General features: G+C 56.6%; 19 protein-coding genes. 14 read left to right on the top strand and 5 right to left on the bottom strand.

The window, feature by feature from the left end:
• Positions 1–32: 32 nt before the first annotated feature.
• A complete protein-coding gene (locus AB4K05_RS06265) occupies positions 33–1,142 on the bottom strand; it encodes an agmatine/peptidylarginine deiminase (RefSeq protein ID WP_368479118.1) in 1,110 nt (369 codons plus the stop codon).
• Between the two features lie 360 nt (positions 1,143–1,502).
• Here AB4K05_RS06265 and AB4K05_RS06260 point away from each other — a divergent pair, with 360 nt between their 5' ends.
• Entirely contained in the window at positions 1,503–2,066 is a 564-nt protein-coding gene (locus AB4K05_RS06260) for an NUDIX domain-containing protein (RefSeq protein WP_368479117.1), read from the top strand.
• Positions 2,067–2,135: 69 nt separating this feature from the next.
• Here AB4K05_RS06260 and AB4K05_RS06255 read toward each other — a convergent pair whose 3' ends face one another.
• On the bottom strand, positions 2,136–2,777 hold the full coding sequence (locus tag AB4K05_RS06255; RefSeq protein WP_368479116.1) for an HD domain-containing protein: 642 nt from the start codon (positions 2,775–2,777) through the stop codon (positions 2,136–2,138).
• Between the two features lie 109 nt (positions 2,778–2,886).
• Here AB4K05_RS06255 and AB4K05_RS06250 point away from each other — a divergent pair, with 109 nt between their 5' ends.
• Positions 2,887–3,861 carry a GlxA family transcriptional regulator gene (locus tag AB4K05_RS06250; protein ID WP_368479115.1) on the top strand — a complete coding sequence of 325 codons (975 nt, stop codon included), beginning with the start codon at positions 2,887–2,889 and terminating at the stop codon, positions 3,859–3,861.
• 87 nt (positions 3,862–3,948) lie between these two features.
• Here AB4K05_RS06250 and iutA read toward each other — a convergent pair whose 3' ends face one another.
• Entirely contained in the window at positions 3,949–6,150 is a 2,202-nt protein-coding gene (iutA, locus tag AB4K05_RS06245; RefSeq protein ID WP_368479114.1) for a ferric aerobactin receptor IutA, read from the bottom strand.
• A 268-nt stretch (positions 6,151–6,418) separates the two neighbouring features.
• Between iutA and AB4K05_RS06240 the strand changes: the two genes are divergently transcribed.
• The 9 genes from AB4K05_RS06240 to urtE all read left to right on the top strand — a co-directional run bounded on the left by AB4K05_RS06240 (position 6,419) and on the right by urtE (position 19,263).
• Positions 6,419–7,309, top strand: coding sequence for a siderophore-interacting protein (locus AB4K05_RS06240; RefSeq protein ID WP_368479113.1), 891 nt, complete (start codon positions 6,419–6,421; stop codon positions 7,307–7,309).
• A 279-nt stretch (positions 7,310–7,588) separates the two neighbouring features.
• Complete coding sequence (gene atzF, locus AB4K05_RS06235; protein ID WP_368479112.1) at positions 7,589–9,388, top strand: allophanate hydrolase; 1,800 nt, start codon at positions 7,589–7,591, stop codon at positions 9,386–9,388.
• Complete coding sequence (gene uca, locus AB4K05_RS06230; RefSeq protein ID WP_368479111.1) at positions 9,381–12,998, top strand: urea carboxylase; 3,618 nt, start codon at positions 9,381–9,383, stop codon at positions 12,996–12,998. Before atzF ends, uca begins: the two co-directional genes overlap by 8 nt.
• Before the next feature lie 10 nt (positions 12,999–13,008).
• The gene (locus AB4K05_RS06225) at positions 13,009–13,707 is read left to right on the top strand and encodes a GntR family transcriptional regulator (protein ID WP_368479110.1); all 699 of its coding nucleotides are present in this window, start codon (positions 13,009–13,011) and stop codon (positions 13,705–13,707) included.
• A gap of 56 nt (positions 13,708–13,763) precedes the next feature.
• On the top strand, positions 13,764–15,035 hold the full coding sequence (gene urtA / locus AB4K05_RS06220) for an urea ABC transporter substrate-binding protein (protein ID WP_368479109.1): 1,272 nt from the start codon (positions 13,764–13,766) through the stop codon (positions 15,033–15,035).
• 93 nt (positions 15,036–15,128) lie between these two features.
• Entirely contained in the window at positions 15,129–16,703 is a 1,575-nt protein-coding gene (gene urtB, locus AB4K05_RS06215) for an urea ABC transporter permease subunit UrtB (protein WP_368479108.1), read from the top strand.
• A complete protein-coding gene (gene urtC / locus AB4K05_RS06210) occupies positions 16,703–17,779 on the top strand; it encodes an urea ABC transporter permease subunit UrtC (protein ID WP_368479107.1) in 1,077 nt (358 codons plus the stop codon). The genes urtB and urtC overlap by 1 nt, the downstream gene beginning before the upstream one ends.
• Positions 17,772–18,563, top strand: a complete 792-nt coding sequence (gene urtD, locus AB4K05_RS06205; RefSeq protein WP_368479106.1) for an urea ABC transporter ATP-binding protein UrtD — start codon at positions 17,772–17,774, stop codon at positions 18,561–18,563. Before urtC ends, urtD begins: the two co-directional genes overlap by 8 nt.
• Position 18,564: 1 nt before the next feature.
• Entirely contained in the window at positions 18,565–19,263 is a 699-nt protein-coding gene (gene urtE, locus AB4K05_RS06200) for an urea ABC transporter ATP-binding subunit UrtE (RefSeq protein WP_368479105.1), read from the top strand.
• 81 nt (positions 19,264–19,344) lie between these two features.
• Here urtE and AB4K05_RS06195 read toward each other — a convergent pair whose 3' ends face one another.
• Positions 19,345–20,100 carry a LysR family transcriptional regulator gene (locus tag AB4K05_RS06195; RefSeq protein ID WP_368479177.1) on the bottom strand — a complete coding sequence of 252 codons (756 nt, stop codon included), beginning with the start codon at positions 20,098–20,100 and terminating at the stop codon, positions 19,345–19,347.
• A 174-nt stretch (positions 20,101–20,274) separates the two neighbouring features.
• Here AB4K05_RS06195 and AB4K05_RS06190 point away from each other — a divergent pair, with 174 nt between their 5' ends.
• Positions 20,275–21,009, top strand: coding sequence for an SDR family oxidoreductase (locus AB4K05_RS06190; RefSeq protein WP_368479104.1), 735 nt, complete (start codon positions 20,275–20,277; stop codon positions 21,007–21,009).
• A gap of 38 nt (positions 21,010–21,047) precedes the next feature.
• Here the strand turns inward: AB4K05_RS06190 and AB4K05_RS06185 are convergent, their stop codons facing one another.
• Positions 21,048–21,956 (bottom strand): LysR substrate-binding domain-containing protein, encoded by a 909-nt coding sequence (locus AB4K05_RS06185; protein ID WP_368479103.1) that lies wholly within the window; start codon positions 21,954–21,956, stop codon positions 21,048–21,050.
• A 130-nt stretch (positions 21,957–22,086) separates the two neighbouring features.
• Between AB4K05_RS06185 and AB4K05_RS06180 the strand changes: the two genes are divergently transcribed.
• A complete protein-coding gene (locus AB4K05_RS06180; protein ID WP_368479102.1) occupies positions 22,087–23,280 on the top strand; it encodes an MFS transporter in 1,194 nt (397 codons plus the stop codon).
• Positions 23,281–23,292: 12 nt separating this feature from the next.
• Entirely contained in the window at positions 23,293–24,474 is a 1,182-nt protein-coding gene (locus AB4K05_RS06175; RefSeq protein ID WP_368479101.1) for an amidohydrolase, read from the top strand.
• Positions 24,475–24,497: the final 23 nt, after the last annotated feature.

Here is a 24,497-nt window from a genome sequence, read left to right as displayed (position 1 = left end):
CAGATAGTGGATTAGCTTATTTTATCCGCGTCTTAGACTGTCGGCTGCTGCTGCGTCGCACAATGAATACCGCCGCCGCCCGCCGCAATACCATCAATATTTAGCTGAACGATTTCGCGCTCGGCAAACAGCTCCTGCAATATCGCGCGGGTATTTTGGTCGCGACGCTTATCACCAAATTCCGGGGCAATGATGGCACCGTTGCAGACATAAAAATTAATATAGCCTGCGGCAAAATCATCGCTGGCGTAGGTTTGCCGGATGCTCGACGGGCCTTCCAGCGTCACCACTTCTAAACGCCGACCTTTGGCATCCGTGGCGGCGCGTAAAATATCGAGATGCCGCCGGGTCACGGCGTAGTCAAATGACGATGAGTCCAGTTCAAGGCCCGCCACGACGGTGCCCGGATGGGTAAAGCGGGCGTAAAAATCTGTATGACCATCGGTAATATCTTTACCGGCAATCCCCGGCAGCCAGATGATTTTTTCCAGCCCCAACAGGCACTTTAGCTCGCGTTCACACTCGGCTTTGCTCACGCCGGGATTACGGTTTGCATTGAGAACGCAGCTTTCGGTAATGATGGCCGTCCCTTCGCCATCGACCTCAATTCCGCCGCCTTCTAAGGTCAGCGACGAACGGATAAACTTGGCCTTCACGCTTTCGCTTACGAACTCCGCCACCTTCGCGTCATGCTCATGCTCTTGCTTATCACCCCAGCCGTTGAAATTAAAACCGACGCCGCCAAGTTTACCGTGCGGGCTACGGACAAATACCGGCCCGGTATCGCGTATCCATAGATCGTCAATGGGCTGAACGTGCAGATTGACTGTCGACCCGCACAGGCGGGAGGCGAGGTCGTAATCTTCTTCTCGCACCAACATATTGAGCGGTTCAAACGAGGCGATTGTTTTGGCGATTAATGCCAGATTGTCCTGAACCACCGGCAGCAGGTGCGGTTCCCAGATTTCTGCGCTGGCGCCAAATGCCATCCAGGTTGCCGCGTGGGGCGCACCTTCATCTGGCATCAGCCATGAAGGGTTTGAAGCGGCGTAAACGAGCGAGCTAAAACCGGCTTGGCCTGCGATAAATGTGCCTGCTGAAGCCACTAGGCTCTGCCTAACAAAAGTCCGTCGTGTGATCATGAGAAAACCTTTAACGTGTATTCACCTGATAAAAGGTGAACACAATAATAATAGATGATAAAGCGTGTATTGTTATTAATTAATAATAACATTGCTGTCAGACTTCGAGCGAAATATAGCACGCGGATAATAAGAAGCAATTGCAGATGGTTTTTATTTCTTGGTTTTTTGCCGATTATTAAAACTTCTCAACTATATATTTATATATAATTTATATTTATCTACGGTTGCTCGGAGCATACTATTGAGATTCATCCCCATGCCGGGCTGGAGAGAGACGAGTATAATGATGCTGTTTCTATGCGTCTGACGCCTGCTGCTTTTTGACGTCAGCTCTTTTGCCAACAAAGGATAATGCCAATGAGCGCTGAGATAAAAACGCTGACCACCAAAGAAATTTACCGAAACCGTTGGATGACGCTCAAAGAAGATCGTGTCCAGCGTGCCGATGGCAGCGAGGGGATATATTCCGTTATTGAAAAGGGTGACTTTGTTGTCATCATCCCAGTGCACAATGATGAGATCTTTGTGGTTGAGCAGTTCCGATATCCGCTAGGGAAAAGAACGCTTGAGCTGCCGCAGGGGAGCTGGGAAATGTCGCCTTCGGCTGCGCCAGAAGATGTTGCCGCCGGAGAACTGCGTGAAGAAACCGGCTTGAATGCCGGTAAGCTTGAATATGTCGGCTATCAGAAGCTGGCGCAGGGGTATTCTGCGCAGGGTTACCATATCTATTTGGCCACGCAGCTGACATTTGGCGGCCAGCAGCTCGATGAAGAAGAGTATGGTTTGACCGTCAAAAAAATGAAAATCGCTGAATTTAGAGCGTTAATTCTCGACGGACAAATTAGCGATGCGACGTCGGTGACCGCGTTTTTGTTGGCGAGCGCTAAAAATAAAATCGGCGAATCCATCGAGCGTGGATGAAAATAGAGACAGGGGCGAGGACATCGGCAAATCCCTCTCCAAGCCCCAGTTCTTATTACAGCATGACGCCTATTCTTGCCAGTTTGACTCGCGAATAATCCGACAGAAATTACCCGGCACAAAAGCGGCCTCTTTATCGGCGATGACGTCGGCCTTCACGTTGCCAAAGGTAGTTTGCGGTTTGGCTTTAATACCATCATAAAATGCGTTGATGATATTTTCTTTAAAGCCTGATTGGCGAGGGTGCTGCGCCACCACCGCTTCACGGCTGGCATCGCTGAACTTGTCGTAATCAATTCCCAATACATCCATCTCAACGCCTGCGGTTAACAGCGCGATTTCAGGCGCCATAAACTCTGGGATCCCCGGGGTCGTGTGCAGCGCAATTGCGGTCCACACCTTATCGATATCCGCAGGGGCTACGCCGTGGCTATCGAGAAATGCGCGGGCGGCATTCGCGCCATCCACCTCGAAACGTTTATCACAGCTGCAATGTTCGTGGGTCAGGCCCACATCGTGGAACATGCAACCGACATAAAGCAGCTCATGATCTACCTTCAAGCCGCGGCGTGCGCCTGCCAGCGCACCCCAGTAGAAGACGCGGCTAGAGTGATGGAATAGCAGGTCGTTCTCGGTGTCACGAACAAATTCAGTCGCTTCACGGGCCAGTTTGCTGTCGGGGATCTGAATGCCTTGTACGGTAAATGTCATATCTTGCTCCTTATGAGTTGTTGAAATGAAGTTTACAGGGCATTCTGTATGTCTCTAAACGTCTAATTGCGACGAATAAGGACATAACTTCTAATCAGGACACCCAGCGATGATGAAACGCGTTATTGCCATTCTTGCGGTACCCGGCGTCCAGCTTCTGGACGTTTCAGGGCCGCTTGATGTCTTTGCTGAGGCGAATCGCCAACTGCGGCGAAAGGTATATGAACCGGTGGTTGTCTCGCTGGATGATCTGACGGTTGAGGCGTCATCGGGGGTTAAGCTTATGGCGAACACGCAGCTTGAAAATGCGCACACGCTACGGCCCGATACCTTCCTGTTGGCGGGCGCGCCGGATGTTTGGCAACAGGTGCTGACGCCTGTGCAAAAAGAGCAGATTCGTTCGCTTTGTGAAAACAGCAGCCGTTATGGTTCTGTCTGCACCGGCGCTTTCCTGCTGGCACAAACGGGGCTACTGATACAGCGCAAAATCACCACCCACTGGGCAAGCGCCTCGCGTCTGAGCGCTATGTTTCCGCAGATTGAAGTCGATGCTGACGCACTGTATGTCGCCGATGGCCCGGTGAGAACGGCGGCCGGAGTCACCTCCGGTATGGATCTGGCTATCAGGCTGGTGGAGGAAGATTTGGGGCGAGAGGTCGCGCAGGACGTGGCCTGCAACTTGGTGATGTTTTTCCGTCGTCCGGTCAACCAAGGCCACTTTATTCGCCATAGCGCGATTTCCCCAACGGGCCGCAGCGCCTTCCAGGATCTCCAACGTTGGACCCTTGCTAATTTGGCCCGCGTCGAAAGCCTGAATGATATGGCGGAACACATTGGCCTGAGCGTCCGTCACCTTGGCCGACTGTTTCGCCAAGAGATGGACATGGCGGCGGGAGAATGGCTGGAAGCTGGACGCATAGACCATGCGAAGCGGCTGCTGGAAAATGGCACGTTGCCGCTAAAAACCATCGCCAGTCAGTGTGGCTACGCCAGCTGCGACGTGCTGCGGCGTGCATTTGTCAAACGCACGGGCATGACGCCTTCTGTCTATCGACGATTTAATACGATAACGACCAGTGCCTGATGGCGCTACGCTTATCAGGCCTACAAAATCAGGAAGTTATGATGGTGTTGTAGGCCCGGTAAGCTTGCGCCACCGGGCAATGCTCAGTTAGAACAGAACAGAATAGTTCAGCCCAAACGTCCGTCCACGGCCTTTGTAGTCATACAGTGAAGCCGGGCCTGAAGCCGGGCTGTAGTACAGCGGCGCACGCTGCCCCCAAACCGTGGTGTAGTCGCGGTCAAACAGGTTTTCCACGCTGAAGCTCAGCTTGCCCACCGGCAGCTGGTAGCTGCCCAGCAAATCAATGGTCGTGTAGCCATCAAGCTGATTGCCGGCTTCATCGGTGAGTTTAAACGAGGTGGTGCTCTGCACGCGTAGGCTCCACGGGTCCGGTGCCCAGCCAATATAGGCAGTGGCTTTTGACGGGCTGGCGACCTTCACATCATATTTTTGCCACTGACCGTCCACCTTCGACTCGGTTTTCAATACGTTGAAATTACCACCGGTGCTCCAGTTGGTGTCCGGAATAAAGTAATCCACCGCGCCTTCCACGCCGTAAATACGGCGCTTATCGTCAATGATGCTGATGGTCAGATCTTTATTCGCCTGCACGTTCTTGTCGGACAGCGAGTAGTAGGCCGCAATCTGGGTACGCAGGTTGTCGCCGGTATAACGCCAGCCCAGCTCGTAGGAGTTGACCTTAATCCCTTCCAGCGTGCTGTCATTAACATTGACGCTGTTGGTCAGCGGCAGATGACCATTGACCGCCGCACCGTAGGCGCCGCGACCGTAGTATTTACCCGGGTCTGGTAGCTCGACGCCCTGTGAGAAGTTAAACCAAGTCTGCTGGCGTTCGGTCAGGTGCACCAAGAGACCGGCGTTAAACAGGAAGTTATCGTAATCGGTTGAACCGCCAGGAATGGCGTCGGCGGATTTTATCGTGCCTGCGGCAATTTGCTGCTGCTGCGCATAGCCAACGAAGTCGTCAACTTTGTTTTCGGTGTACTGGTAGCGTACGCCGCCGCTCAGGGTAAAGATCTCGTTGATGTCATAGCTCGATTGCAGGAACGCGGCCAAATTGCTGATGTCGTATGACGGATAGCGTCCGGTGGTATAGATTTGCTGGTTGTTCAGCCCGCCGGAGGCGTTAGCTTTATCTTTATCGAAGAACATCTGGTTAGAGGTGAAGCGCTCGTGGTCGGCATCCAGCCCGTAGGTCAGTTGCCAACCGTCCAGCGGCGTGCTGTTCATCGTCAGCTTCGCGCCATACTGGTTGGTTTCCTGCTGGGACGAGGAGAACGAGGTCAGCTCGTTTTTCTTGTTCATGCTTGGGAATGGATAGAACTTCAGCGACTCATCGCGATAGTACACTTGGCCGACCAGCTCTTGGCCTAAGAAATCGCTGTTTGAGTACTGCAGGCTCATCAAATGGCGCTCGGTACCGGGAATACGATCCGAATTCAGCCCGCTGCTGACGTACGGCTTAGTGGCGCCGCTCAGTGCGGAGAAGTTTTTCCCCAGATTCAGCCCGTAATCGTCGTCGCCCTGACTCTTGTAATATTGCGTCACCAGTTGGAGCTGCTGGGTTTCGTCGATATTCAGTGTGCCGGTGCCCATCACGTCTAGGCGGTCGGAATACTGTAGACCGGTCTGCGTGTTATCCAGCAAGGTGGCATCGCCGTTACCGTCATACCAGCCGCCAAATTTCTGGTACGCCACTGACATCCGTCCGGAAATATGGTCGTTACCGCCGGAGACGGCGCTGGCAATACGCTCATCGTGATCTTTGCTGCTGTTAAAGCCGCTTTTGCTGCCCGCTTCAAACTCCACTTGGGTTTCCGGCTGGCCTTTTTTGGTGACAATGTTAATCAACCCGCCGGTACTGCCGCCGCCGTACAGCGAGGTGGCGCCGGAGATCACTTCAATATGTTCGATATTGAATGGGTCAATAGAGTCCAACTGGCGGCTATCGGTACGTGAAGAGTTGAGGCGCACGCCGTCAATCAGTACCACCAGCGGGCGACCGCGGACGTTCATGCCATAGTTGGTACGGCTTTGGCTACTGACGTCGAGGCCGGGGATCAACTGAGCCAGCGCGTCTTTAAGCTCTTTACCGCCTTGGATTTGCTGCTCCAGTTCGGCATTTTCAATCACCCAAGTGGTTTGCGCCATTTCAGCGACGGTACGGTTGTTACGGCTGGCGGAGATCACCATCGACTCATCGTCGGTTTGTTGTGCTACGGCGGGAGCCATCATCGCCAGCAGCAGCGGGTTCAGCGCCCAGAGGGTATGTTTCTTCGTTATCATCATGATTCCTGCGCACGGGCAGACAAACGCCAGCCCAAAAATGCGGTTCAGTGAGTTAAAGATGCGGCGTCATGCCGCTTTTTTTTCGTCGCGAGCCCGCCACGAAATATATAAACCATGAATAATTCATGGGTTTATATCAGTTGTAGTAATGCGAATATTGTCGATAATATTTCTCATTATCAATACTAATTATCAGAGTTGACTAAATTTCATGAACGGGTGGTGGGATTTTTCTCCGCCGTTACTCCCCTATGCGTAAGGAAAATTTATGGCAGTCGTTCCGGGTTATCGTCTGTTTAACGTGCAGCTAGCGCGTAAAAGTGAGGTTTCACCTTCTCTGCTAAGCCTAGTGTTTCGCGGGGAAGAAGTGGCGCAGATGAAATCTGACTCGCCCGATCAGCGGATCAAAATGCTGTTTCCCGCCGAAGACGGCACGCCGCCATCGCTGCCGGTGGAAGGGGAGTGGTATCCAACGCTGCTGGCTATCGCCAAAGATAAGCGGCCAATTGTGCGCACTTATACGCTGCGTCACGTCGATCCGCAGCGCCAAGAAGTCACGGTGGAATTTGTCAGACACGGCACCGAAGGCCCGGCTTCGGCTTGGGCAATTCATGCAAAACCTGGCGATGCGATTCAGATTGTGGCCCCCAATGCGGCGCAAACTGAAGACAGCGGCGGCTACGAATGGACGCCGCCTACAGGGCTGCGTCGCGCCTTGATCATTGCTGATGAAACAGCGCTGCCGGCGGCGCGTGGAATTCTGGAAATGCTCGCCGGTCAGGTGAGCCCGCCGCAGGTGCAGGCGTTTTTTGAGGTGCCTGAACAGGGCGATTGCATCGATTTAAGCCATCTGCCTTTTGCCACGGTCCACTGGCTGCCGCGTCAGCCCGTGGCGGCTGCGCACGGCGAGTGTCTTCTTGATGCGGTGAAGCAGCACGCGCGCCTCCCTGAAAGCGATAGCGCCGGGAGCGTGAAGGAAGAAGCGGAAGGGGAGCTGCTCTGGGATAAAGCGACCACCGACAACAGCGACTTCTATGGCTGGGTGGCGGCGGAGTCCACGGTCGTGAAACAGCTGCGTCGCTACCTCATTGGCGAGCAGGGCGTTGCGCACGATGCCATTAACTTTATGGCCTACTGGGCAAAAGGCCGCGTGCGCTAATGGCGCAGAATAAATAGTCACTGCGCGCTAAAATAGCCACATTAATAATAAAGTTAATGTGGCTATTTTCATAATAGATTCATCTGACTCTCTTGTTTTGTTATTTATTTTTCCTATGACAGTTTGCACTGTTATTGCTCATATATGTTCCGTGAAGGTGCGTAATATATTTTAGCTTCCCAGTTATTTTATTTTAACTCCATATAAAACAATTATTTAATTATTTGGCATGGGCCTTGCTAATTGAATTCCATCTTGTATACCAACAGGAATTCAACGATGGCATTAATGACCGGTAAGACACTGGCCGCATGGCGTCAGCAGGTTGCACATAATAGCGACGCGGTTCTGACTTTATTAAAAGAACATATTCATACTCTCTCGATTGAGGATAGCGCTTGGCTGATGATTGCCAGCGATGCCCAGCTACAGGCGCAATGGGATGCGTTAATTCCGCTTTACCGCAGCAACCCGGATGCACTGCCATTATTCGGTATTCCGTTCGCGGTTAAAGATAACGTCGACGTAGCCGGATGGCCCACGACCGCCGCCTGTCCGGCGTTTGAATATATTGCCAAACAGGATGCTACCGCCGTTGCCCGGCTGAAAGCCGCCGGTGCTATCGTTATCGGCAAAACCAACCTTGACCAGTTTGCCACCGGCCTTGTCGGTACGCGCTCTCCGTATGGTGCCGTCGCCAATACCTTTAACGCGCAATACGTGAGCGGCGGCTCAAGCTCGGGCTCGGCTTCGGTGGTGGCGCGCGGCTTAGTGCCGTTTGCCTTCGGCACCGATACCGCCGGTTCCGGTCGCGTACCTGCGGGGTTTAACAATATTGTCGGGCTCAAGCCAACCAAAGGCTGGCTGTCAGCCTTTGGCGTGGTGCCCGCCTGTCGCTTGAACGACACGCTCTCGGTGTTTGCGCTGACGGTCGATGACGCGTTTTACATTGCGTCTCTGGCGGGAGGTGTGGACCCGCAAGATGCTTACTCCCGCAGCAACCCAGCGACCGCGCCTGCCACGCTGCCGAAAGCTCCGGTATTTGCCGTACCGGAAGTGCTGAATTTCTTTGGTGACACCCAGGCACAGGCGGCGTGGGAAAACGCACTCGACGCGCTGTGTGATGGTGGCGTCACGCTCAAACCCGTCGACTTCTCCGCTTTTTCTCAGCTTGCAGAACAGCTCTATCAGGGGCCATGGGTTGCCGAGCGCACCGCCGCCGTAGGCGATATGTTGCAGCATCCGCAGCAGATGGACCCAACCGTCTACACCATTGTCGCTGCGGGCCTGAACTACAGTGCGGTGGATGCCTTCAAGGCGGAGTATCTCCGCGCCGAACTGGCGCAAAAAATCCAGCAAACCTTCATCGATGTCGATGCTCTGGTGGTGCCAACATCACCCACCATCCATACCCTGGAAGAGATGAAGCAAGAGCCTATCCGCTTCAATTCGCAGTTTGGTACCTACACCAACTTCACCAACCTTGCCGATCTTAGCGCGCTGGCCCTGCCGGCTCCGTTTCGTGCAGACGGCCTGCCGGCCGGTATCACACTGATTGCACCGGCCTGGCATGACCGCGCGCTGGCGGATTTTGGCCTGCGCTGGCAGCAGCAGCTTGCGCTGCCTCTCGGAGCGACAGGTCTGCCGTTGACTGAAAGCGCGGCGCTTGCTCCTTCTGCGCATCACGTCCGCGTCGCCGTTGTCGGAGCGCATCTGCGCGGTATGCCGCTCAATTTCCAGCTCACCCGTCGTCAGGCGTCGTTTGTCGAAGCGACGCAAACCGCGTCGTGCTATCGCCTGTATGCGCTCGCCAACACCCAGCCGCAGAAGCCAGGCATCGCCCGCGATAGCAGCGGAGCGGCGATTGAAGTGGAGCTGTGGGATATCCCGCTGGCGCGCTTTGGGGAGTTTGTTGCCGAAATTCCCGCCCCGCTGGGGATTGGCTCGCTAGAGCTTGCCGACGGCCGCTGGGTGAAAGGCTTTATTTGTGAACCGGCGGCGCTAAAAGACGCCGCGGACATTACCGAATTTAAGGGCTGGCGCCACTGGATTGCCCATAAGGAGACTCGCCATGTTTAATACCGTGCTGATTGCCAACCGTGGCGAAATTGCCTGCCGGGCGATACGAACGCTCAAGCGCCTGGGGATCACCAGCGTGGCGGTGTATTCCGATGCCGATAAAAACGCCGAGCATGTCAAACAGGCCGATATTGCGTGGGCGTTAGGCGGCGAGAAGGCCAGTGACAGCTACCTGAAAATCGACAAAATTATTGCTGCCGCGCAGGAAAGCGGGGCGCAGGCTATCTGGCCGGGATATGGTTTTCTCTCAGAAAGTCTGCCGTTTGCCGACGCTTGCGAACAGGCAGGAATCGTCTTTATCGGACCCACCGCGCAACAGATTGGCGAGTTTGGCTTAAAGCACCGGGCTCGTGAGCTGGCGGCGGAAGCGGGCGTCCCGATGACGCCGGGCACCGGGCTGCTCAACTCCCTTGATGATGCGCTGGCAGCAGCGCAGGACATTGGCTACCCGGTCATGCTGAAAAGCACGGCGGGCGGCGGTGGAATTGGCCTGACGCGCTGCGCCGACGCTCAGTCGTTGTCTCTGGCATGGGAAAGCGTACGTCGCCTGGGTGAACAGTTCTTTAGCGACGCGGGCGTTTTTGTTGAACGCTGCGTTGATCGCGCGCGCCATATCGAAGTGCAGATCTTCGGTGATGGCAAAGGCAACGTGGTCGCACTTGGCGAACGTGACTGTTCGTTGCAGCGCCGCAACCAAAAGGTGGTTGAAGAGACGCCTGCGCCAAATCTTCCGTCCGCCACGCGCGCCGCACTGCTGACTGCGGCGGTACAACTGGGCAAACGGGTGAACTACCGCAGCGCCGGAACGGTGGAGTTTATCTACGACGCGGCGCTGGATGCGTTCTACTTCCTCGAAGTGAATACCCGTTTACAGGTGGAGCACCCGGTAACCGAAGCCGTTACCGGACTGGATTTGGTGGAGTGTATGCTCCGTGTTGCGGCAGATGAGCCCATCGACTGGGCGCGTCTGGCGCAAGCGCCGCAGGGTGCCGCCATCGAGGTGCGCATCTACGCGGAAAGCCCGCTGAAAAACTTCCAGCCTAGCCCCGGTGTATTAACTGACGTCACCTTCCCGGACGATGTGCGTATTGATACCGGTGTCACCACCGGCAGCGAAGTGTCGGCGTTCTATGACCCGATGATCGCCAAGCTGATTGTGCACGCGGCCACCCGCGACGCCGCGCTGGCCAAATTACACATCGCACTGAACGCCACGCGTCTGCACGGCATCGCTACCAACCTCGACTATCTGCGGCAAATTACCGCCAGCGATGCCTTTGTCAGCGGTACTGCCTGGACGCGAATGCTCGACAGCGTCGTCGCGCAGTCACCGGTGATTGAAGTGATTCAGCCGGGCACCTGGAGCAGCGTCCAGGATTATCCGGGCCGCCAAGGTTACTGGGATATTGGCGTGCCGCCGTCCGGGCCGATGGATGATTTTGCCTTCCGCTTAGCTAACCGCATTGTGGGTAACCACGAATCGGCAGCAGGGCTGGAATTTACCCTGCAAGGCCCGGTATTGCAGTTCCACAGTCAAACCGTTATCGCCCTGACCGGGGCCGACTGTCAGGCGCAGCTTGATGGCGAACCGGTTGCTCTGTGGCAGCCCTTGACGGTAAACGCCGGACAAACGCTGACACTTGGTCGCGCGCAGGCGGGGTGTCGCGGCTATCTGGCGGTGCGTAACGGCCTCGACGTGCCGGAATATCTTGGCAGCCGCGCGACCTTTGCGCTGGGACAGTTTGGCGGTCACGCCGGACGGACATTGAAAGTCGCCGATCTGTTGCCCATTTCGCGCCCCGAACTGGCGGCCTGCACCACGCCTGCCCCGATAAGCGAACCTAAAGCGCTCTCCAGCGCGCTCATTCCCCGCTACGGCGACGTGTGGCGTATCGGCGTGCTCTACGGGCCTCATGGCGCGCCGGACTTCTTCACTCAGGAGTCTATCGATGAGTTCTTTGCCAGTGACTGGCAGGTGCACTACAACTCCAACCGCCTCGGCGTGCGCTTAGTCGGCCCAAAACCAAGCTGGACGCGGCCTAACGGCGGTGAAGCAGGGCTGCATCCGTCCAACGTTCACGACTGTGAATATGCGATGGGGGCCATCAATTTTACCGGCGACTTCCCAGTCATTCTCACCCGCGACGGCCCTAGCCTTGGCGGTTTCGTTTGCCCCGTCACCATCGCTAAAGCCGAACTGTGGAAGGTGGGACAGGTGAAGCCGGGCGACCGCATTCGTTTCTTCCCCATCAGCGTGGAGGACGCGGTGGCGCGTGAGAAAGCGATGGATCGCAGCGTGGAAACCCTGCAAACCACCACGCTTGCGGAGTTTGCCATGCCGTCGCTCGCCGATCGCGACGGCGTGTCAGCCGCCAGCCTTGTGTCGCTGCCCGCGACCTTTGGCGCCCCGGCAATTGTCTATCGCCAGGCCGGGGATAACTACATCCTGATTGAGTACGGTGAAAACGTGCTCGATCTGGCTCTGCGCCTGCGCGTTCACGTATTGATGCAGCAGCTACGACTGCGGGCGCATCCGGGCATCAAAGAGCTCTCGCCGGGCGTGCGTTCGCTACAGGTACGCTACGACAGCCGTGAAATCAGCCAGCAGGCGCTGGTGGCGCTGCTGCTGGAGCAGGAAGCGTTGATTGGCGATGTGACGCAAATGAAGGTGCCATCACGCATTATCCACCTGCCGATGGCCTTTGAAGACAGCGCCACGCTGGATGCGGTCAGCCGTTACGCCGATACCGTACGCGCCAAAGCGCCGTGGCTGCCGAACAACGTTGATTTTATCCAACGTATTAACGGCCTGCCGAGCCGCACGGCGGTAAAAGAGACTCTTTTTGACGCCAGCTATCTGATTCTGGGGTTGGGCGATGTCTACCTCGGCGCGCCGTGCGCGGTGCCGGTTGACCCGCGCCATCGCCTGCTCAGCTCGAAATACAACCCGGCGCGTACTTTCACCGCAGAAGGCACCGTGGGCATCGGCGGCATGTACATGTGCATTTATGGCATGGACTCCCCCGGCGGCTACCAGCTGGTGGGACGCACGCTGCCTATCTGGAACAAATTCCTTAAAAACGCCCAGTTCAGCGATGGCGAGCCTTGGCTGCTGCGCTTCTTCGACCAGGTGCGGTTCTACCCGGTTAGTGAAGAGGAGCTGGACTCGCTTCGTGATGAGTTTCGTGAAGGGCGCGCCGCCATTCGTATCGAAGAGACGGTGTTCGACTTCCCTGAGCACCTGCGTTTCCTTGAAGAGAACGCTGACGATATTGCCCTGTTCCGCCAGCGCCAATCAGCGGCTTTTGAAGTGGAAGTCGAGCGTTGGCAGCTTGATGACCAACCCGACGGCGCGGAAACCTTGCAGCCGGTGCTAAACGAGCCCGTTGATGACGACGCGCTGCCGGTGACGGCGGATATGAACGGCAATATCTGGAAAGTGCTGGTAAATCCCGGCGATGCGGTAGAGGCCGGACAGACGCTGATTATCGTTGAAGCGATGAAAATGGAGCTGGCAATCAGCGCACCACAGGCTGGGATCGTTAAGCGTATTGGCTGTCAGCCGGGCCGCCCGGTTAGCCCCGGCGACGCACTGCTGTGGCTGGAATAAGGAGCTACGGATGGCGCAAAGCAACGACAAAAAACGCGCGGCGGGGCTGGCCGAGCGCATCTACCGCGAATTGAAAAACGACATTTTCGATTTCCGGCTGATGCCCGGCGAACATTTTAGCGAAAACGAAATCTCCGAGCGAATGTCGGCCAGCCGCACGCCGGTGCGCCAGGCGCTGTTCTGGCTGGAGCATGAAGGCTATGTGCAGGTTTATTCGCGCAGCGGCTGGCAGGTGAAACCGTTTGATTTTACCTATTTCGAAGCGCTGTACGATTTTCGCATTGTGCTGGAAATGGAGGCGGTGAAGCGCCTTTGCGCCATGCCATCTGCAGCCCGCGCCGAGCATCTGGAGCCGCTTATCGCTTTTTGGTGTGAGGCCCCGCAGATGCCACCGGGCAAAACGCTATCTCGCCACGACGAAGCGTTCCATACCGCGCTGGTGAGCGCGACCGGTAATGCGGAAATGGCCCGCGTTCACGTGGATCTGACCGAAAAGATGCGCATCATCCGCCACCTCGATTTCACCCGCGAGGATCGCGTTGATGCCACCTACAGCGAGCACGCGCAGGTACTAAAAGCCATCGTGCAACAGCATACCGAGGAGGCGCAGCGGATCCTTACTGCGCATATCTCACAGAGTAAAGCCGAGGTCCGAAAAATAACCTTACACCGGCTGCAGCAGGCACGTTTACAACCCGTTTCACCTTAGACCCATCTCGGGATGGGAAAACCGTTATTACTCAATATTATTTAGGGGTTTTGGTTATGAAAAGACGTTCTCTACTGAAAGCATTTGCCCTGTCAGCCACCTTTTTGAGCCTCGGCTTTTCGTTGCAGGCCTACGCCGCAGACACCATTAAAGTGGGGATTATGCACTCCCTCTCCGGCACCATGGCGATTTCCGAAACGCCGCTGAAAGATGTGGCGCTGATGACCATCGACGAGATTAATGCGAAAGGCGGCGTGCTGGGTAAAAAGCTTGAGCCGGTGGTGGTTGATCCCGCTTCCAACTGGCCGCTGTTTGCTGAAAAAGCACGCCAGCTGTTAACGCAGGATAAAGCGGCGGTGGTCTTTGGCTGCTGGACATCGGTATCGCGTAAATCGGTGCTGCCGGTGTTTGAGGAGCTAAACGGCCTGTTGTTCTACCCGGTTCAGTATGAAGGGGAAGAGATGTCGCCGAACGTCTTCTACACCGGCGCTGCGCCTAACCAGCAGGCTATCCCGGCGGTGGAATACATGATGAGTGAAGACGGCGGCAGCGCGAAGCGCTTCTTCCTGCTCGGCACCGACTACGTCTACCCGCGCACCACCAACAAAATCCTGCGCGCCTTCCTGCATTCGAAAGGGGTTCAGGATAAAGATATCGAAGAGGTCTATACGCCGTTTGGTTACAGCGACTACCAGACTATCGTCGCCAACATCAAAAAATTCTCCGCCGGCGGTAAGACGGCGGTGATCTCCACCATCAACGGCGACTCCAACGTGCCGTTCTACAAAGAGCTTGCCAACCAGGGGATTAAAGCAACCGACGTGCCGGTTGTTGCTTTCTCCGTGGGCGAGGAAGAGCTGCGCGGCATTGATACCAAACCGTTGGTCGGCCATCTGGCGGCGTGGAACTACTTTGAATCAGTGACCAACCCGGTGAATGCGAAATTTGTGGCCGACTATCGCGCCTATGCCAAAGCGCATAAGTTGCCGAATGCCGACACCGTGGTCACCAACGACCCAATGGAAGCGACCTACGTTGGCATCCATATGTGGGCGCAGGCGGTGGAAAAAGCGGGCACCACCGACGTGGATAAAGTGCGTGCGGCGATGGCCGGGCAGACCTTTGCCGCGCCAGACGGTTTCACCCTGACCATGGACGCCACCAACCACCACCTGCACAAACCGGTGATGATTGGTGAAATCGAAGAAAACGGTCAGTTCAACGTGGTGTGGAATACCGATAAACCGGTACGCGCACAGCCGTGGAGCCCGTACATCCCAGGCAACGATAAAAAACCGGATACCCCGGTGAAAACCGGCGGCAAGTAACCGCGCGGCGAGAGATGTCGGAGGCGGCAAGCTGCCTCCGACAGCCATTGAGATTACCGGCATAGCCGGGTCACCATGATAAGAACGGATACCATGAAACGATTCCCGGCATTGCGTTTTCTTCTTTTAGGCGGCCTGCTGTTGAGCCTCAACGCGCTGGCAGGCCCGGCCTCTGACTTCGGTCAGGCCAGCCGTAGCCAACAGGCGCAGTTGCTCCAGCAGTGGGCGGCAACGCCGCAGGCTTCTCGGTTGCCGTTGCTAAAGGCGTTGAGCGATGAAGCGGTGGTCAGCGATGAGCATGGCCAGCTGTTTAGCGAAAGTCGCGGCAAGCTGGTGCCGCTGGAAGGCGAGGCCTCGCCTGCGGGGGCCACTAAAAAAATCTTTATGAACAACCGCATTCGCGGACTGATTGCCAGCGCACTGGCGTCGCATCAACTGGTGAGCGATGCGACGCCAGTGCGTCTGAAGGCGGCGTTAACTCTGCAAAATAGTGCGCAACAAGATCAGCTGCCGCTGCTGAGCCAGCGTTTGGCGGCAGAACAGGATGAGCGCGTGCATACCGCGCTGGCGATTGCCGTTGCCAACCTACAGCTTTCCGATAGCCATGCCGAGCAACGTTTGCAGGCGGTAAAACTGCTTGGCGAATCCAGCGATCCGCAGGTGCAGGGCAGCTTGAGCCGACTAACCCAGCCGCAAAATGAACCGGACGCCTCGGTGCGCGCGGCGGCCACGGAAAGCCTCAAGCAGGTGCAACAGCGCTTGAAATGGGGCGACTGGTTGGGGCAGGCGTTCAGCGGGATTTCGTTGGGATCGATTTTGCTACTGGCGGCGCTGGGGTTAGCCATCACCTACGGCCTGTTGGGGGTTATCAATATGGCCCACGGCGAAATGCTGATGCTGGGGGCGTATTCCACCTGGCTTGTGCAGAGCCTGTTTCAACGCTTTGCGCCGGAATGGCTGGCGCTCTACCCGCTGGTGGCGCTGCCGGTGGCTTTCTGTATCACCGCCGCCGTCGGCATGCTGCTTGAGCGCACCATTATTCGTCACCTGTACGGCCGTCCGCTGGAAACCCTGCTGGCAACCTGGGGGATAAGCCTGATGCTTATCCAACTGGTGCGCGTGCTGTTTGGCACGCAAAACCTGGAAGTCGCTAACCCGGCGTGGCTCTCCGGCGGCTGGAACGTGCTGCCGAACTTGGTGCTGCCGTATAACCGTATCGCGGTGATTGTTTTTGTCGCCGGCGTGCTGGCGCTGACCTGGCTGCTGCTGAACAAAACTCGTCTGGGCATGAACGTTCGTGCGGTGACGCAAAATCGACGGATGGCCGACTGCTGCGGTGTGCCGACCGGACGCGTCGATATGCTGGCCTTCGGCTTAGGTTCCGGTATCGCCGGGCTGGGCGGCGTGGCGCTGTCGCAGTTGGGCAACGTCGGCCCCGAGCTGGGGCAGGGGTACATCATTGACTCGTTCTTGGTGGTGGTCACCGGCGGCGTTGGGCAGTTGGCAGGAACCGTGGTGGCGGCACTGGGACTGGGCGTGCTGAACAAAGTGCTGGAGCCGCAAATCGGCGCGGTGCTGGGCAAAATCGCCATTCTGGTTCTTATCGTGCTGTTTATTCAAAAACGCCCACAGGGGCTGTTTGCATTCAAAGGGCGGGTAATTGACTGATGAGCCAACCGATGACATTAACGCTCGCGCGCCGTGCGCCGCGCCTGACCTGCTGGCTGGCAACGCTGCTTTTGCTGGCGCTGCTGGTGCTGCCGTTTTTCGCGCTGCTACCGGCGGATAATCCGCTGGCGATTTCCACCTACACGCTGACGCTACTCGGCAAGATCCTCTGCTACGCGGTGGTGGCGGTGGCGTTGGATCTGGTGTGGGGCTACGCCGGTTTACTTTCGTTGGGACACGGGCTGTTCTTTGCGCTCGGTGGCTACGCCATGGGGATGTACCTGATGCGCCAAGCTTCCGGTGACGGTATGCCGGCGTTTATGTCCTTTCTTTCCTGGACCGAGATGCCGTGGTTCTGGGCCGGGACGCAGCACTTTGCCTGGGCGCTGTGCTTGATAATCTTGGTGCCTGGATTGCTGGCGCTGCTGTTTGGCTACTTTGCCTTTCGTTCACGCATCAAAGACGTCTACTTCTCGATTATGACCCAGGCGCTGACCTACGCCGGAATGCTGCTGTTTTTCCGCAATGAAACCGGCTTTGGTGGCAACAACGGCTTCACCGGTTTTACCACGCTGCTGGGCTTTCCGGTGTCGGCAACCGGCACGCGTATCGCGCTGTTTGTCGCGACGGTGCTGCTGCTCGCCGGTTCTTTGGCCATCGGCGTGATGCTCACCCGCAGCAAATTTGGCCGCGTGTTGACGGCAGTGCGCGATGCGGAAAACCGCCTGATGTTTTGTGGCTACGATCCCAAAGGTTTCAAGCTGTTCGTTTGGACACTCTCGGCGGTGCTGTGCGGGCTGGCCGGTGCGCTGTACGTGCCGCAGGTGGGGATTATCAACCCTAGCGAAATGTCGCCGACTAACTCTATCGAAGCCGCCATCTGGGTAGCGCTGGGCGGGCGCGGGACGCTTATCGGGCCGATTCTTGGCGCGGGCATTGTCAACGGCGCGAAAAGCTACTTCACGGTCGCGTTCCCCGATTTCTGGCTCTTTTTCCTCGGGCTGATGTTCATCCTCGTCACGCTATTTCTACCGCGCGGCGTGATTGGTCTTCTCAAACGGAGGAAGCATGACTGATTCCCTGTTCACCCAGCCGCAGCCGCAGGATCGCTATCGTCAAACTACCGACCCGGTACTGCAACTGGAAAACATCAACGTCACCTTTGACTCTTTCCGGGCGCTGACCAATCTGTCTTTGTCGATTGGCGTCGGTGAACTCCGCTGTGTCATTGGCCCGAACGGCGCGGGCAAAACCACGTTGATGGATGTGATAACCGGCAAAACCCGACCGGACAACGGCAAGGTCACCTACGACCAGAATATCGATCTGATGGGGCTGTCCCCGGTCGAGATTGCCCGAGCGGGGATTGGGCGCAAATTCCAGAAGCCGACGGTGTTTGAGGCGTTAAGCGTAACGGAGAATCTTGAAATCGCTCAGAAAATGGATAAGTCGGTTTGGACCTGCCTGCGGGCAAAGCTTAGCGGCGAGCAGCGGGATCGCATCGATGAAGTGCTGGAATTGCTGCGGCTAACCGCGCACCGTCAGCGCCCGTCGGGGTTGCTCTCACACGGGCAAAAACAGTTTTTGGAGATTGGTATGCTGCTGGTGCAAGAGCCGCATTTGTTGTTGCTCGATGAACCCGCAGCTGGGCTCACCGACGCGGAAACCGACTACATTGCCGAACTGTTCAAGACGCTGGCGGGCAAGCATTCGTTAATGGTGGTCGAACACGACATGGGCTTTGTCGAAACCATTGCCGACCACGTGACCGTGCTGCATCAGGGCCAAGTTCTGGCCGAAGGCTCACTGCGCGACGTGCAGGCTAACGAGCAGGTTATCGACGTTTATCTGGGGCGCTAATATGTTGCAGGTTAATGAATTAAATCAGTATTACGGCGGCAGCCATATTCTACGGGGATTATCGTTTGAGACCACGCCGGGAGAAATAACCTGCCTGTTAGGGCGCAATGGTGTTGGGAAAACGACGCTGTTGAAATGCCTGATGGGGCTGATTCCGGCGAAGTCCGGCACCGTGCACTGGCAGGGCAAGCTCATCAATCACAGCAAGCCGCATCAGCGGGTACAGCAGGGGATTGCTTACGTGCCACAGGGAAGGGAGATTTTTCCGCGCCTGACGGTGGAGGAGAATTTGTTGATGGGGCTATCCCGCTTTTCTGGCGCGCAGGCGCGGGGCGTACCGGATGAGATCTACGCGCTGTTTCCGGTGCTGCGCGAAATGAAACAGCGGCGTGGCGGGGATCTCTCCGGCGGGCAACAGCAGCAGCTGGCGATTGGTCGGGCGCTGGCCTGCAAACCACAGCTATTGATCCTCGATGAGCCGACTGAGGGGATCCAGCCGTCGGTTATCAAAGAGATCGGCGCGGTGATCCGCAGCCTTGCCAACCGTGGCGATATGGCAATTTTGCTGGTGGAGCAGTTTTACGATTTTGCTGCGGAGTTGGCGGATCAGTATCTGGTGATGTCGCGCGGCACCATTATTGCGCGCGGACGCGGCGACGAGATGGAAGCGCAAGGGGTTAGGCAGTTAGTTGCCATATAGCCACCGAGCCGGTATTGCCGGATGGCGGCGTAACCGCCTTATCCGGCCTACAAACCCGTAGGCCTGATAAGCGCAGCGCCATCAGGCAGTCGCCGCACGTTGGTGCAAACTATCCATCAATTGGCTCACCGCCGGATTCTCCACCGCCTGCACCGCGTAGCAGATGCCAATGCGTCGCAGCAACGGATACCCTGGCAGCGTGTGCCAGCTCAGGTCGCAACGCGCATCCACCAATGACTGGGGAGCAATCGCCAGCCCAAATCCCGCTTCGACCAAGTCCAGCGCAAGCGTAAAGCTACCGGCATTGGCGTTGGGCGCACCGGCGGAAGTGCCATAAAACGGCAGGAAGCGCTGATGTGAATCGTGTGCGGGATAGGTTACCCAGGGCTGCGAAATCAGCTGGTCGGTGGTCAACGCCTCAAGCTTGCTGAAGTCGTGGTCTGAGGGAAAGGCCAACACGTAGCGCTCATCAACAAGCGGCATAAACAGCTCATCTTCACAGCGCAGACTTTCACAACCGAGACGGATATCCCCCGTACAGCCCGGGTCGAGCGTTACCACGGTATCCGGCATCTCGTGACCAATCTGTTGTAATAACGAGGCCAGACACGGTGAGGCAATATCCTGCTCAATGCCGATTGTCAGCGGCGTTCTATCCTGTCGCTTACGAAAACGCGCGGTGAGCGTGGCCATATCCTGAATCATTCGGCAGGCGTGGGGATAGAGCGCACGGGCATCTTCCGTCACCTCGACGCCGCGCGGTTTCCGCACGAAAAGCTGGGTGCCAAGCTCCTCTTCCAGAGCCTTTACGGTGGCAGAAAGGGCAGGCTGTGTCAGACTTAACTATTCAGCGGCACGGGTAATGTTGCGCTCTTCAAAAACGGAAATGAAGGCGCTGAGCTGTCGTTTATCCATAGAATTTTATTATGGCTGTGAGAAAAACAAACCATTTTTCACCATTTCCAATCGGAATTAAAGTAGCGCCATCAATTTTATTTATGAGGATTTCCTATGAACGCTGCATCTAAACCGTTAGTTGTGATCACCGGTGCCAGTTCCGGCATTGGCCTTGCCACCGCGAAACTGCTGTCTGAACGCGGCCATGCGCTGCTGCTGCTGGCGCGTCGCGTCGATCGTATGACGGCGTTGAATCTGCCGCACACGCTGTGTCGCTCCGTCGATGTGACTGACAGAAAAGCCGTGGCGGCGGCCATTGATGAAGCCGAACAGCAGTTTGGGCCGGTGGACGCGATGGTTAACAACGCGGGCGTCATGCTGCTGGGCAACGTGGATTCGCAGAATCCTGACGAGTGGGAACAGATGCTGGACGTCAACGTGAAAGGCCTGCTGAACGGCGTTCACGCGGTGACCAAAGGGATGATTGAGCGTAAAGCGGGCACCATCATCAACATCAGCTCTATCGCTGGGCGTAAAACCTTCCCGAACCATACGGTGTACGTCGGCACCAAATTTGCCGTACACGGCCTGTCAGAAAACCTGCGTGAAGAGCTGTCGCCACATAACGTGCGCGTAGTGGTGATTGCACCTGGCGCGGTTGAAACCGAACTGCTGAGCCATACCACCAGTGAAGATATTAAAACCGGCTATCAGGCGTGGAAGCAGGATATGGGCGGCAAAGTGCTGAGCCCGGAAGATGTGGCGCATGCGATTGAGTACGCCTATTCACAGCCGCAGTATGTTTGTATTCGTGAGATTGTGCTGGCAGCGACCCGTCAGGGCGCGTAATCGTCATCGCATAAATGATGGCGCAACGCTTATCGGGCCTACCAGCTGTACGCCTGACAGGCGTTGCGTAGCCGCGCTAAAAACTGCTTGGCGTTGGCCGTTAGCGCCGATTTTTGCGACCACACCGCGCAATATTGCGCGGCGGGCAGCGTAGAAATGGGCAGGGTCACAATCTTGCCTTCCAATTGCAGCGGCTGGCTCATGGCGCGGGCGACGATGGTCAGGTAGTCGGATACCAGCACCATATTCAGCCCGGTGATCACCGAGTCCGTGCGCAGCGGCGCAATCGCCAACTGGTGATAGAAGTGCATCAGCTCGTTTTGTAACTGCTGGTAGTAACCCATAGGTGATTCCGGCAGCAGCCATTTAGCCCGCTTCAACGCCAGTAAATCGCTCTCGTTGGCCAGCGGATGCCCGGCGCGAGCGACTACGCAAAACGGCGCGGTAAACAGCGGCTCAATCATCACTCCCTCCGGCGGTCGCATCGGATCGACGGAGCCAATCGCCAGATCGATTTCACCATTCCGTACCCCTGGAAGCAGGGAGGAAAGCTGCCCCTCTTTTAGCGTCAGTTGAACCTGCGGTAGCGCCTGCTTAAACCCCTCCGCGACGGTTGGAAAAACGGTGAGCGCAATAAGCGATGAAAAACCGATAGTAAGCCGCCCGTGAGTGGCATGATTGATCTGCTCTACTTCATCTGCGGCGCGCCGCAGCTCTTCTAGTACCCATTCTGCTCGCTGCGAAAATGCGGCTCCTGCCTCGGTCAGGGTGATACCTTCTTTGCTGCGCAATAAAAGTTGCGTGCCCAGGGTTTGCTCTAGCTCACGTAATGTGCGCGAAAGCGCGGGCTGCGATTGCCCAAGCTCCCGCGCCGCCGCACGGATGCTGCCGCTGCGCGCCACCTGCTTTAGCGCCTGCAAATGGCTGACTTTTGGCAAATATCCCATCGCTTACCCCTATCAAAAAAAAGCATCACCTATAGAAAAATTACATCTTCCCGGGATGACGGTAAACCCCCAGGATACGTAGAGATAGCTCTTTCATAACACACCATCCTGAGACACAAGGCGGAACATAATGAAAAGTCAGTCTCAAATGATCTTCTTACTGTTTATTGGCTACGTCTTTGTTTACATCGATAAGACGGTAACCGGTTTTGCCCTGCTGCCCATTGAGCAGGAATTTGGTCTGAATGCAGAACAGTTGGGCTACATCACCGGCATCTTTTTCCTTGCCTATTCGCTGTTTCAGGTACCTGCCGGCTGGTTGAACGATCGCATTGGCTACAAAACCATGCTGGTGCTGTCACTGTCGGCACTGGGCATTTTTGCCCTGTGCTTCGGCGTATTGGGGGCCAGTTTTGGCCTGCTGTTGTTGTTCCGCTTTCTCGCTGGCGTCGGGCACTCCGGCTACCCCTGCTCCTGTGCCAAAGCGGTGGTGGGAAATTTCAGCGTTGAAAAGCGCACCTTTGCCCAGTCGATTTTGCTGTCATCAGCCGGTTTGGCGATGACCATTGGACCGATTATTGCGGTCAATGCGCTGTCGTTGCTGGGCTGGCACACGTCGTTTGCAGTGTTGGGAGTGATTGTCTGTGCGATAGCCGCGCTTATTGCTCTGCGGGTTCCACGCCAGTCTAGCGCGCCCGTGGCAGTAAAAAAGGCAGCGCCGAGCGGCGCGCTGTGGCGTAACCCAACGGTGCTACTGCTGTTTGTGTCCATTTTTTGCGTCAACATCCCCAGCTACGGCCTGATGGCGTGGTTGCCAAAATTTTTCGTCCAGCACATGGGCATATCGATGGCTGCTTCCGGCTACGTTGTGGCGGCGGGGGGATTGGGTATTTGGATCTCATCGCTCGGCACCGGGTGGCTGGTGGGCAAATATTTCCTCAACCGTGAACCGCTGGTCATTGCTGTCAGCGCCATGTTGAGCGCGGTGGTGATTTTCGCCATCTTCCATGCGCAAACGCCGCTGACCGCCAGCCTGCTGCTGTTCGTAGGAGAGATCTTCTTGATGGCGACTTTCGTGACGGCCTTTACGCTGCCGATGAAGCGACTGCCGGAGACGATGATGGGCTCGGCGATTGGCCTGATCAATACCGGCGGCACGCTGGGGGGCTTCGTGTCACCGATTGTCATCGGCTATCTGGTGGAGAAAACCCACGGTTATGCCAGCGCGTTTACGTTTCTTTCACTGGCGATGGTCTGCTCCGCAATAGCGGTGCTGCCGCTGATGAGGCGTCGTCCTGTCGCCAGCCTGCCTCTTACCGATTAGAAGGAAAACCTGATGAATCAAGCTACCGAACGATTGATTGCCACCGCCGCTGTTGATGCGCTGCGCTGGCGTCGGCATATCCATGCGCACCCGGATTTGTCATTTCAGGAGAAACCCACGGCGGATTATATTGCCCGCGAACTGGCTTCTTTCGGGGAGCTGGAAATAAGCCGCCCGCTTGAAAACAGCGTAATTGCCGTCTTACGCGGCGCATATCCGGGGCCAACTTGGGCGCTGCGTGCCGATATCGATGCGTTACCGTTACAAGAAGAGAGCGGCGAGAGCTTTTCCTCGACCGTACCTGGGGTGATGCATGCCTGCGGTCACGATGCGCATACCGCGATGCTGATGGGAGCGGTGAAGGTGTTGTGTCAGCTGCGCGACAGGCTCCATGGCAGCATTAAGTTTATCTTCCAACCGGCGGAAGAGGTGCCGCCGGGTGGCGCGCGGGAGCTGGTTGAGCTTGGCGTCGTGGATGATGTAGAGCATATTTTTGGTCTACACGTCTTCCCGACCAGTCCGGTGGGCGTACTGACGCTAAAAGAGGGCGTTTACGTGGCCTCCAGCGATAACTTTGATATCACTATTCGCGGAAAAGGCGGCCATGGCTCGATGCCGCAGCACTGCATCGACCCGGTGACCATCGGCGCCGAGATGGTCGGCGCGTTGCAGCAAATCGTTGCACGCAACATCGATCCTAGCACCGCACCGGTGCTGACGATTGCCACCTTCCAAGCCGGAGATAGCTACAACGTCATCCCCGACAGCGCCCGGCTGGCGGGCACGCTGCGCACCCATAATCAGCAGGTGCGAGAAGCGGTGCCACAGCTGATGTCACGGGTAGTCAACGGCATCGCGGCGGCTCACGGCGCAAGCTGTGACATCCAATGGCAGAAGGGCTATGCGGTAGGCAATAACCACGATGTGACCAACCGTATTGCCCGCGAGGCGATTAGCCGCCACTTCCCAGCGGGCACGCTAAAGCTGGAAGAGAAGGCGCTGTTTGGCAGTGAAGATTTCTCTTCTTACCAAGAGAAAATCCCCGGCACCTTCTTGTTTGTGGGCTGTGGCAATAAGGACAAAGGGGCGACGTGGAACGTCCACAATCCTCATTTCCGGATTGACGAGGATGCGCTGGCGGTGGGCATTAAGACCCATGTTGCGCTGGTGAGTCCGTTATTAAATCTTGAGTAGCTCTTCACCATAGCCCTCACCCC

It is taken from the genome of Kluyvera sp. STS39-E (assembly GCF_040932435.1).
In the GTDB taxonomy this organism is placed as follows: Bacteria; Pseudomonadota; Gammaproteobacteria; order Enterobacterales; family Enterobacteriaceae; genus Kluyvera.
The sequence above is the reverse complement of the archived record's forward strand: the minus strand, read 5'-3'. Positions and strand labels throughout refer to the sequence as shown.

What these genes read in the sequence shown, in the direction of transcription:
- AB4K05_RS06265 (WP_368479118.1), bottom strand. Translation starts at nt 1,142, where the DNA reads ATGATCACACGACGGACTTTTGTTAGGCAGAGCCTAGTGGCTTCAGCA.
- AB4K05_RS06260 (WP_368479117.1), top strand. Translation starts at nt 1,503, where the DNA reads ATGAGCGCTGAGATAAAAACGCTGACCACCAAAGAAATTTACCGAAAC.
- AB4K05_RS06255 (WP_368479116.1), bottom strand. Translation starts at nt 2,777, where the DNA reads ATGACATTTACCGTACAAGGCATTCAGATCCCCGACAGCAAACTGGCC.
- AB4K05_RS06250 (WP_368479115.1), top strand. Translation starts at nt 2,887, where the DNA reads ATGATGAAACGCGTTATTGCCATTCTTGCGGTACCCGGCGTCCAGCTT.
- iutA (WP_368479114.1), bottom strand. Translation starts at nt 6,150, where the DNA reads ATGATGATAACGAAGAAACATACCCTCTGGGCGCTGAACCCGCTGCTG.
- AB4K05_RS06240 (WP_368479113.1), top strand. Translation starts at nt 6,419, where the DNA reads ATGGCAGTCGTTCCGGGTTATCGTCTGTTTAACGTGCAGCTAGCGCGT.
- atzF (WP_368479112.1), top strand. Translation starts at nt 7,589, where the DNA reads ATGGCATTAATGACCGGTAAGACACTGGCCGCATGGCGTCAGCAGGTT.
- uca (WP_368479111.1), top strand. Translation starts at nt 9,381, where the DNA reads ATGTTTAATACCGTGCTGATTGCCAACCGTGGCGAAATTGCCTGCCGG.
- AB4K05_RS06225 (WP_368479110.1), top strand. Translation starts at nt 13,009, where the DNA reads ATGGCGCAAAGCAACGACAAAAAACGCGCGGCGGGGCTGGCCGAGCGC.
- urtA (WP_368479109.1), top strand. Translation starts at nt 13,764, where the DNA reads ATGAAAAGACGTTCTCTACTGAAAGCATTTGCCCTGTCAGCCACCTTT.
- urtB (WP_368479108.1), top strand. Translation starts at nt 15,129, where the DNA reads ATGAAACGATTCCCGGCATTGCGTTTTCTTCTTTTAGGCGGCCTGCTG.
- urtC (WP_368479107.1), top strand. Translation starts at nt 16,703, where the DNA reads ATGAGCCAACCGATGACATTAACGCTCGCGCGCCGTGCGCCGCGCCTG.
- urtD (WP_368479106.1), top strand. Translation starts at nt 17,772, where the DNA reads ATGACTGATTCCCTGTTCACCCAGCCGCAGCCGCAGGATCGCTATCGT.
- urtE (WP_368479105.1), top strand. Translation starts at nt 18,565, where the DNA reads ATGTTGCAGGTTAATGAATTAAATCAGTATTACGGCGGCAGCCATATT.
- AB4K05_RS06190 (WP_368479104.1), top strand. Translation starts at nt 20,275, where the DNA reads ATGAACGCTGCATCTAAACCGTTAGTTGTGATCACCGGTGCCAGTTCC.
- AB4K05_RS06185 (WP_368479103.1), bottom strand. Translation starts at nt 21,956, where the DNA reads ATGGGATATTTGCCAAAAGTCAGCCATTTGCAGGCGCTAAAGCAGGTG.
- AB4K05_RS06180 (WP_368479102.1), top strand. Translation starts at nt 22,087, where the DNA reads ATGAAAAGTCAGTCTCAAATGATCTTCTTACTGTTTATTGGCTACGTC.
- AB4K05_RS06175 (WP_368479101.1), top strand. Translation starts at nt 23,293, where the DNA reads ATGAATCAAGCTACCGAACGATTGATTGCCACCGCCGCTGTTGATGCG.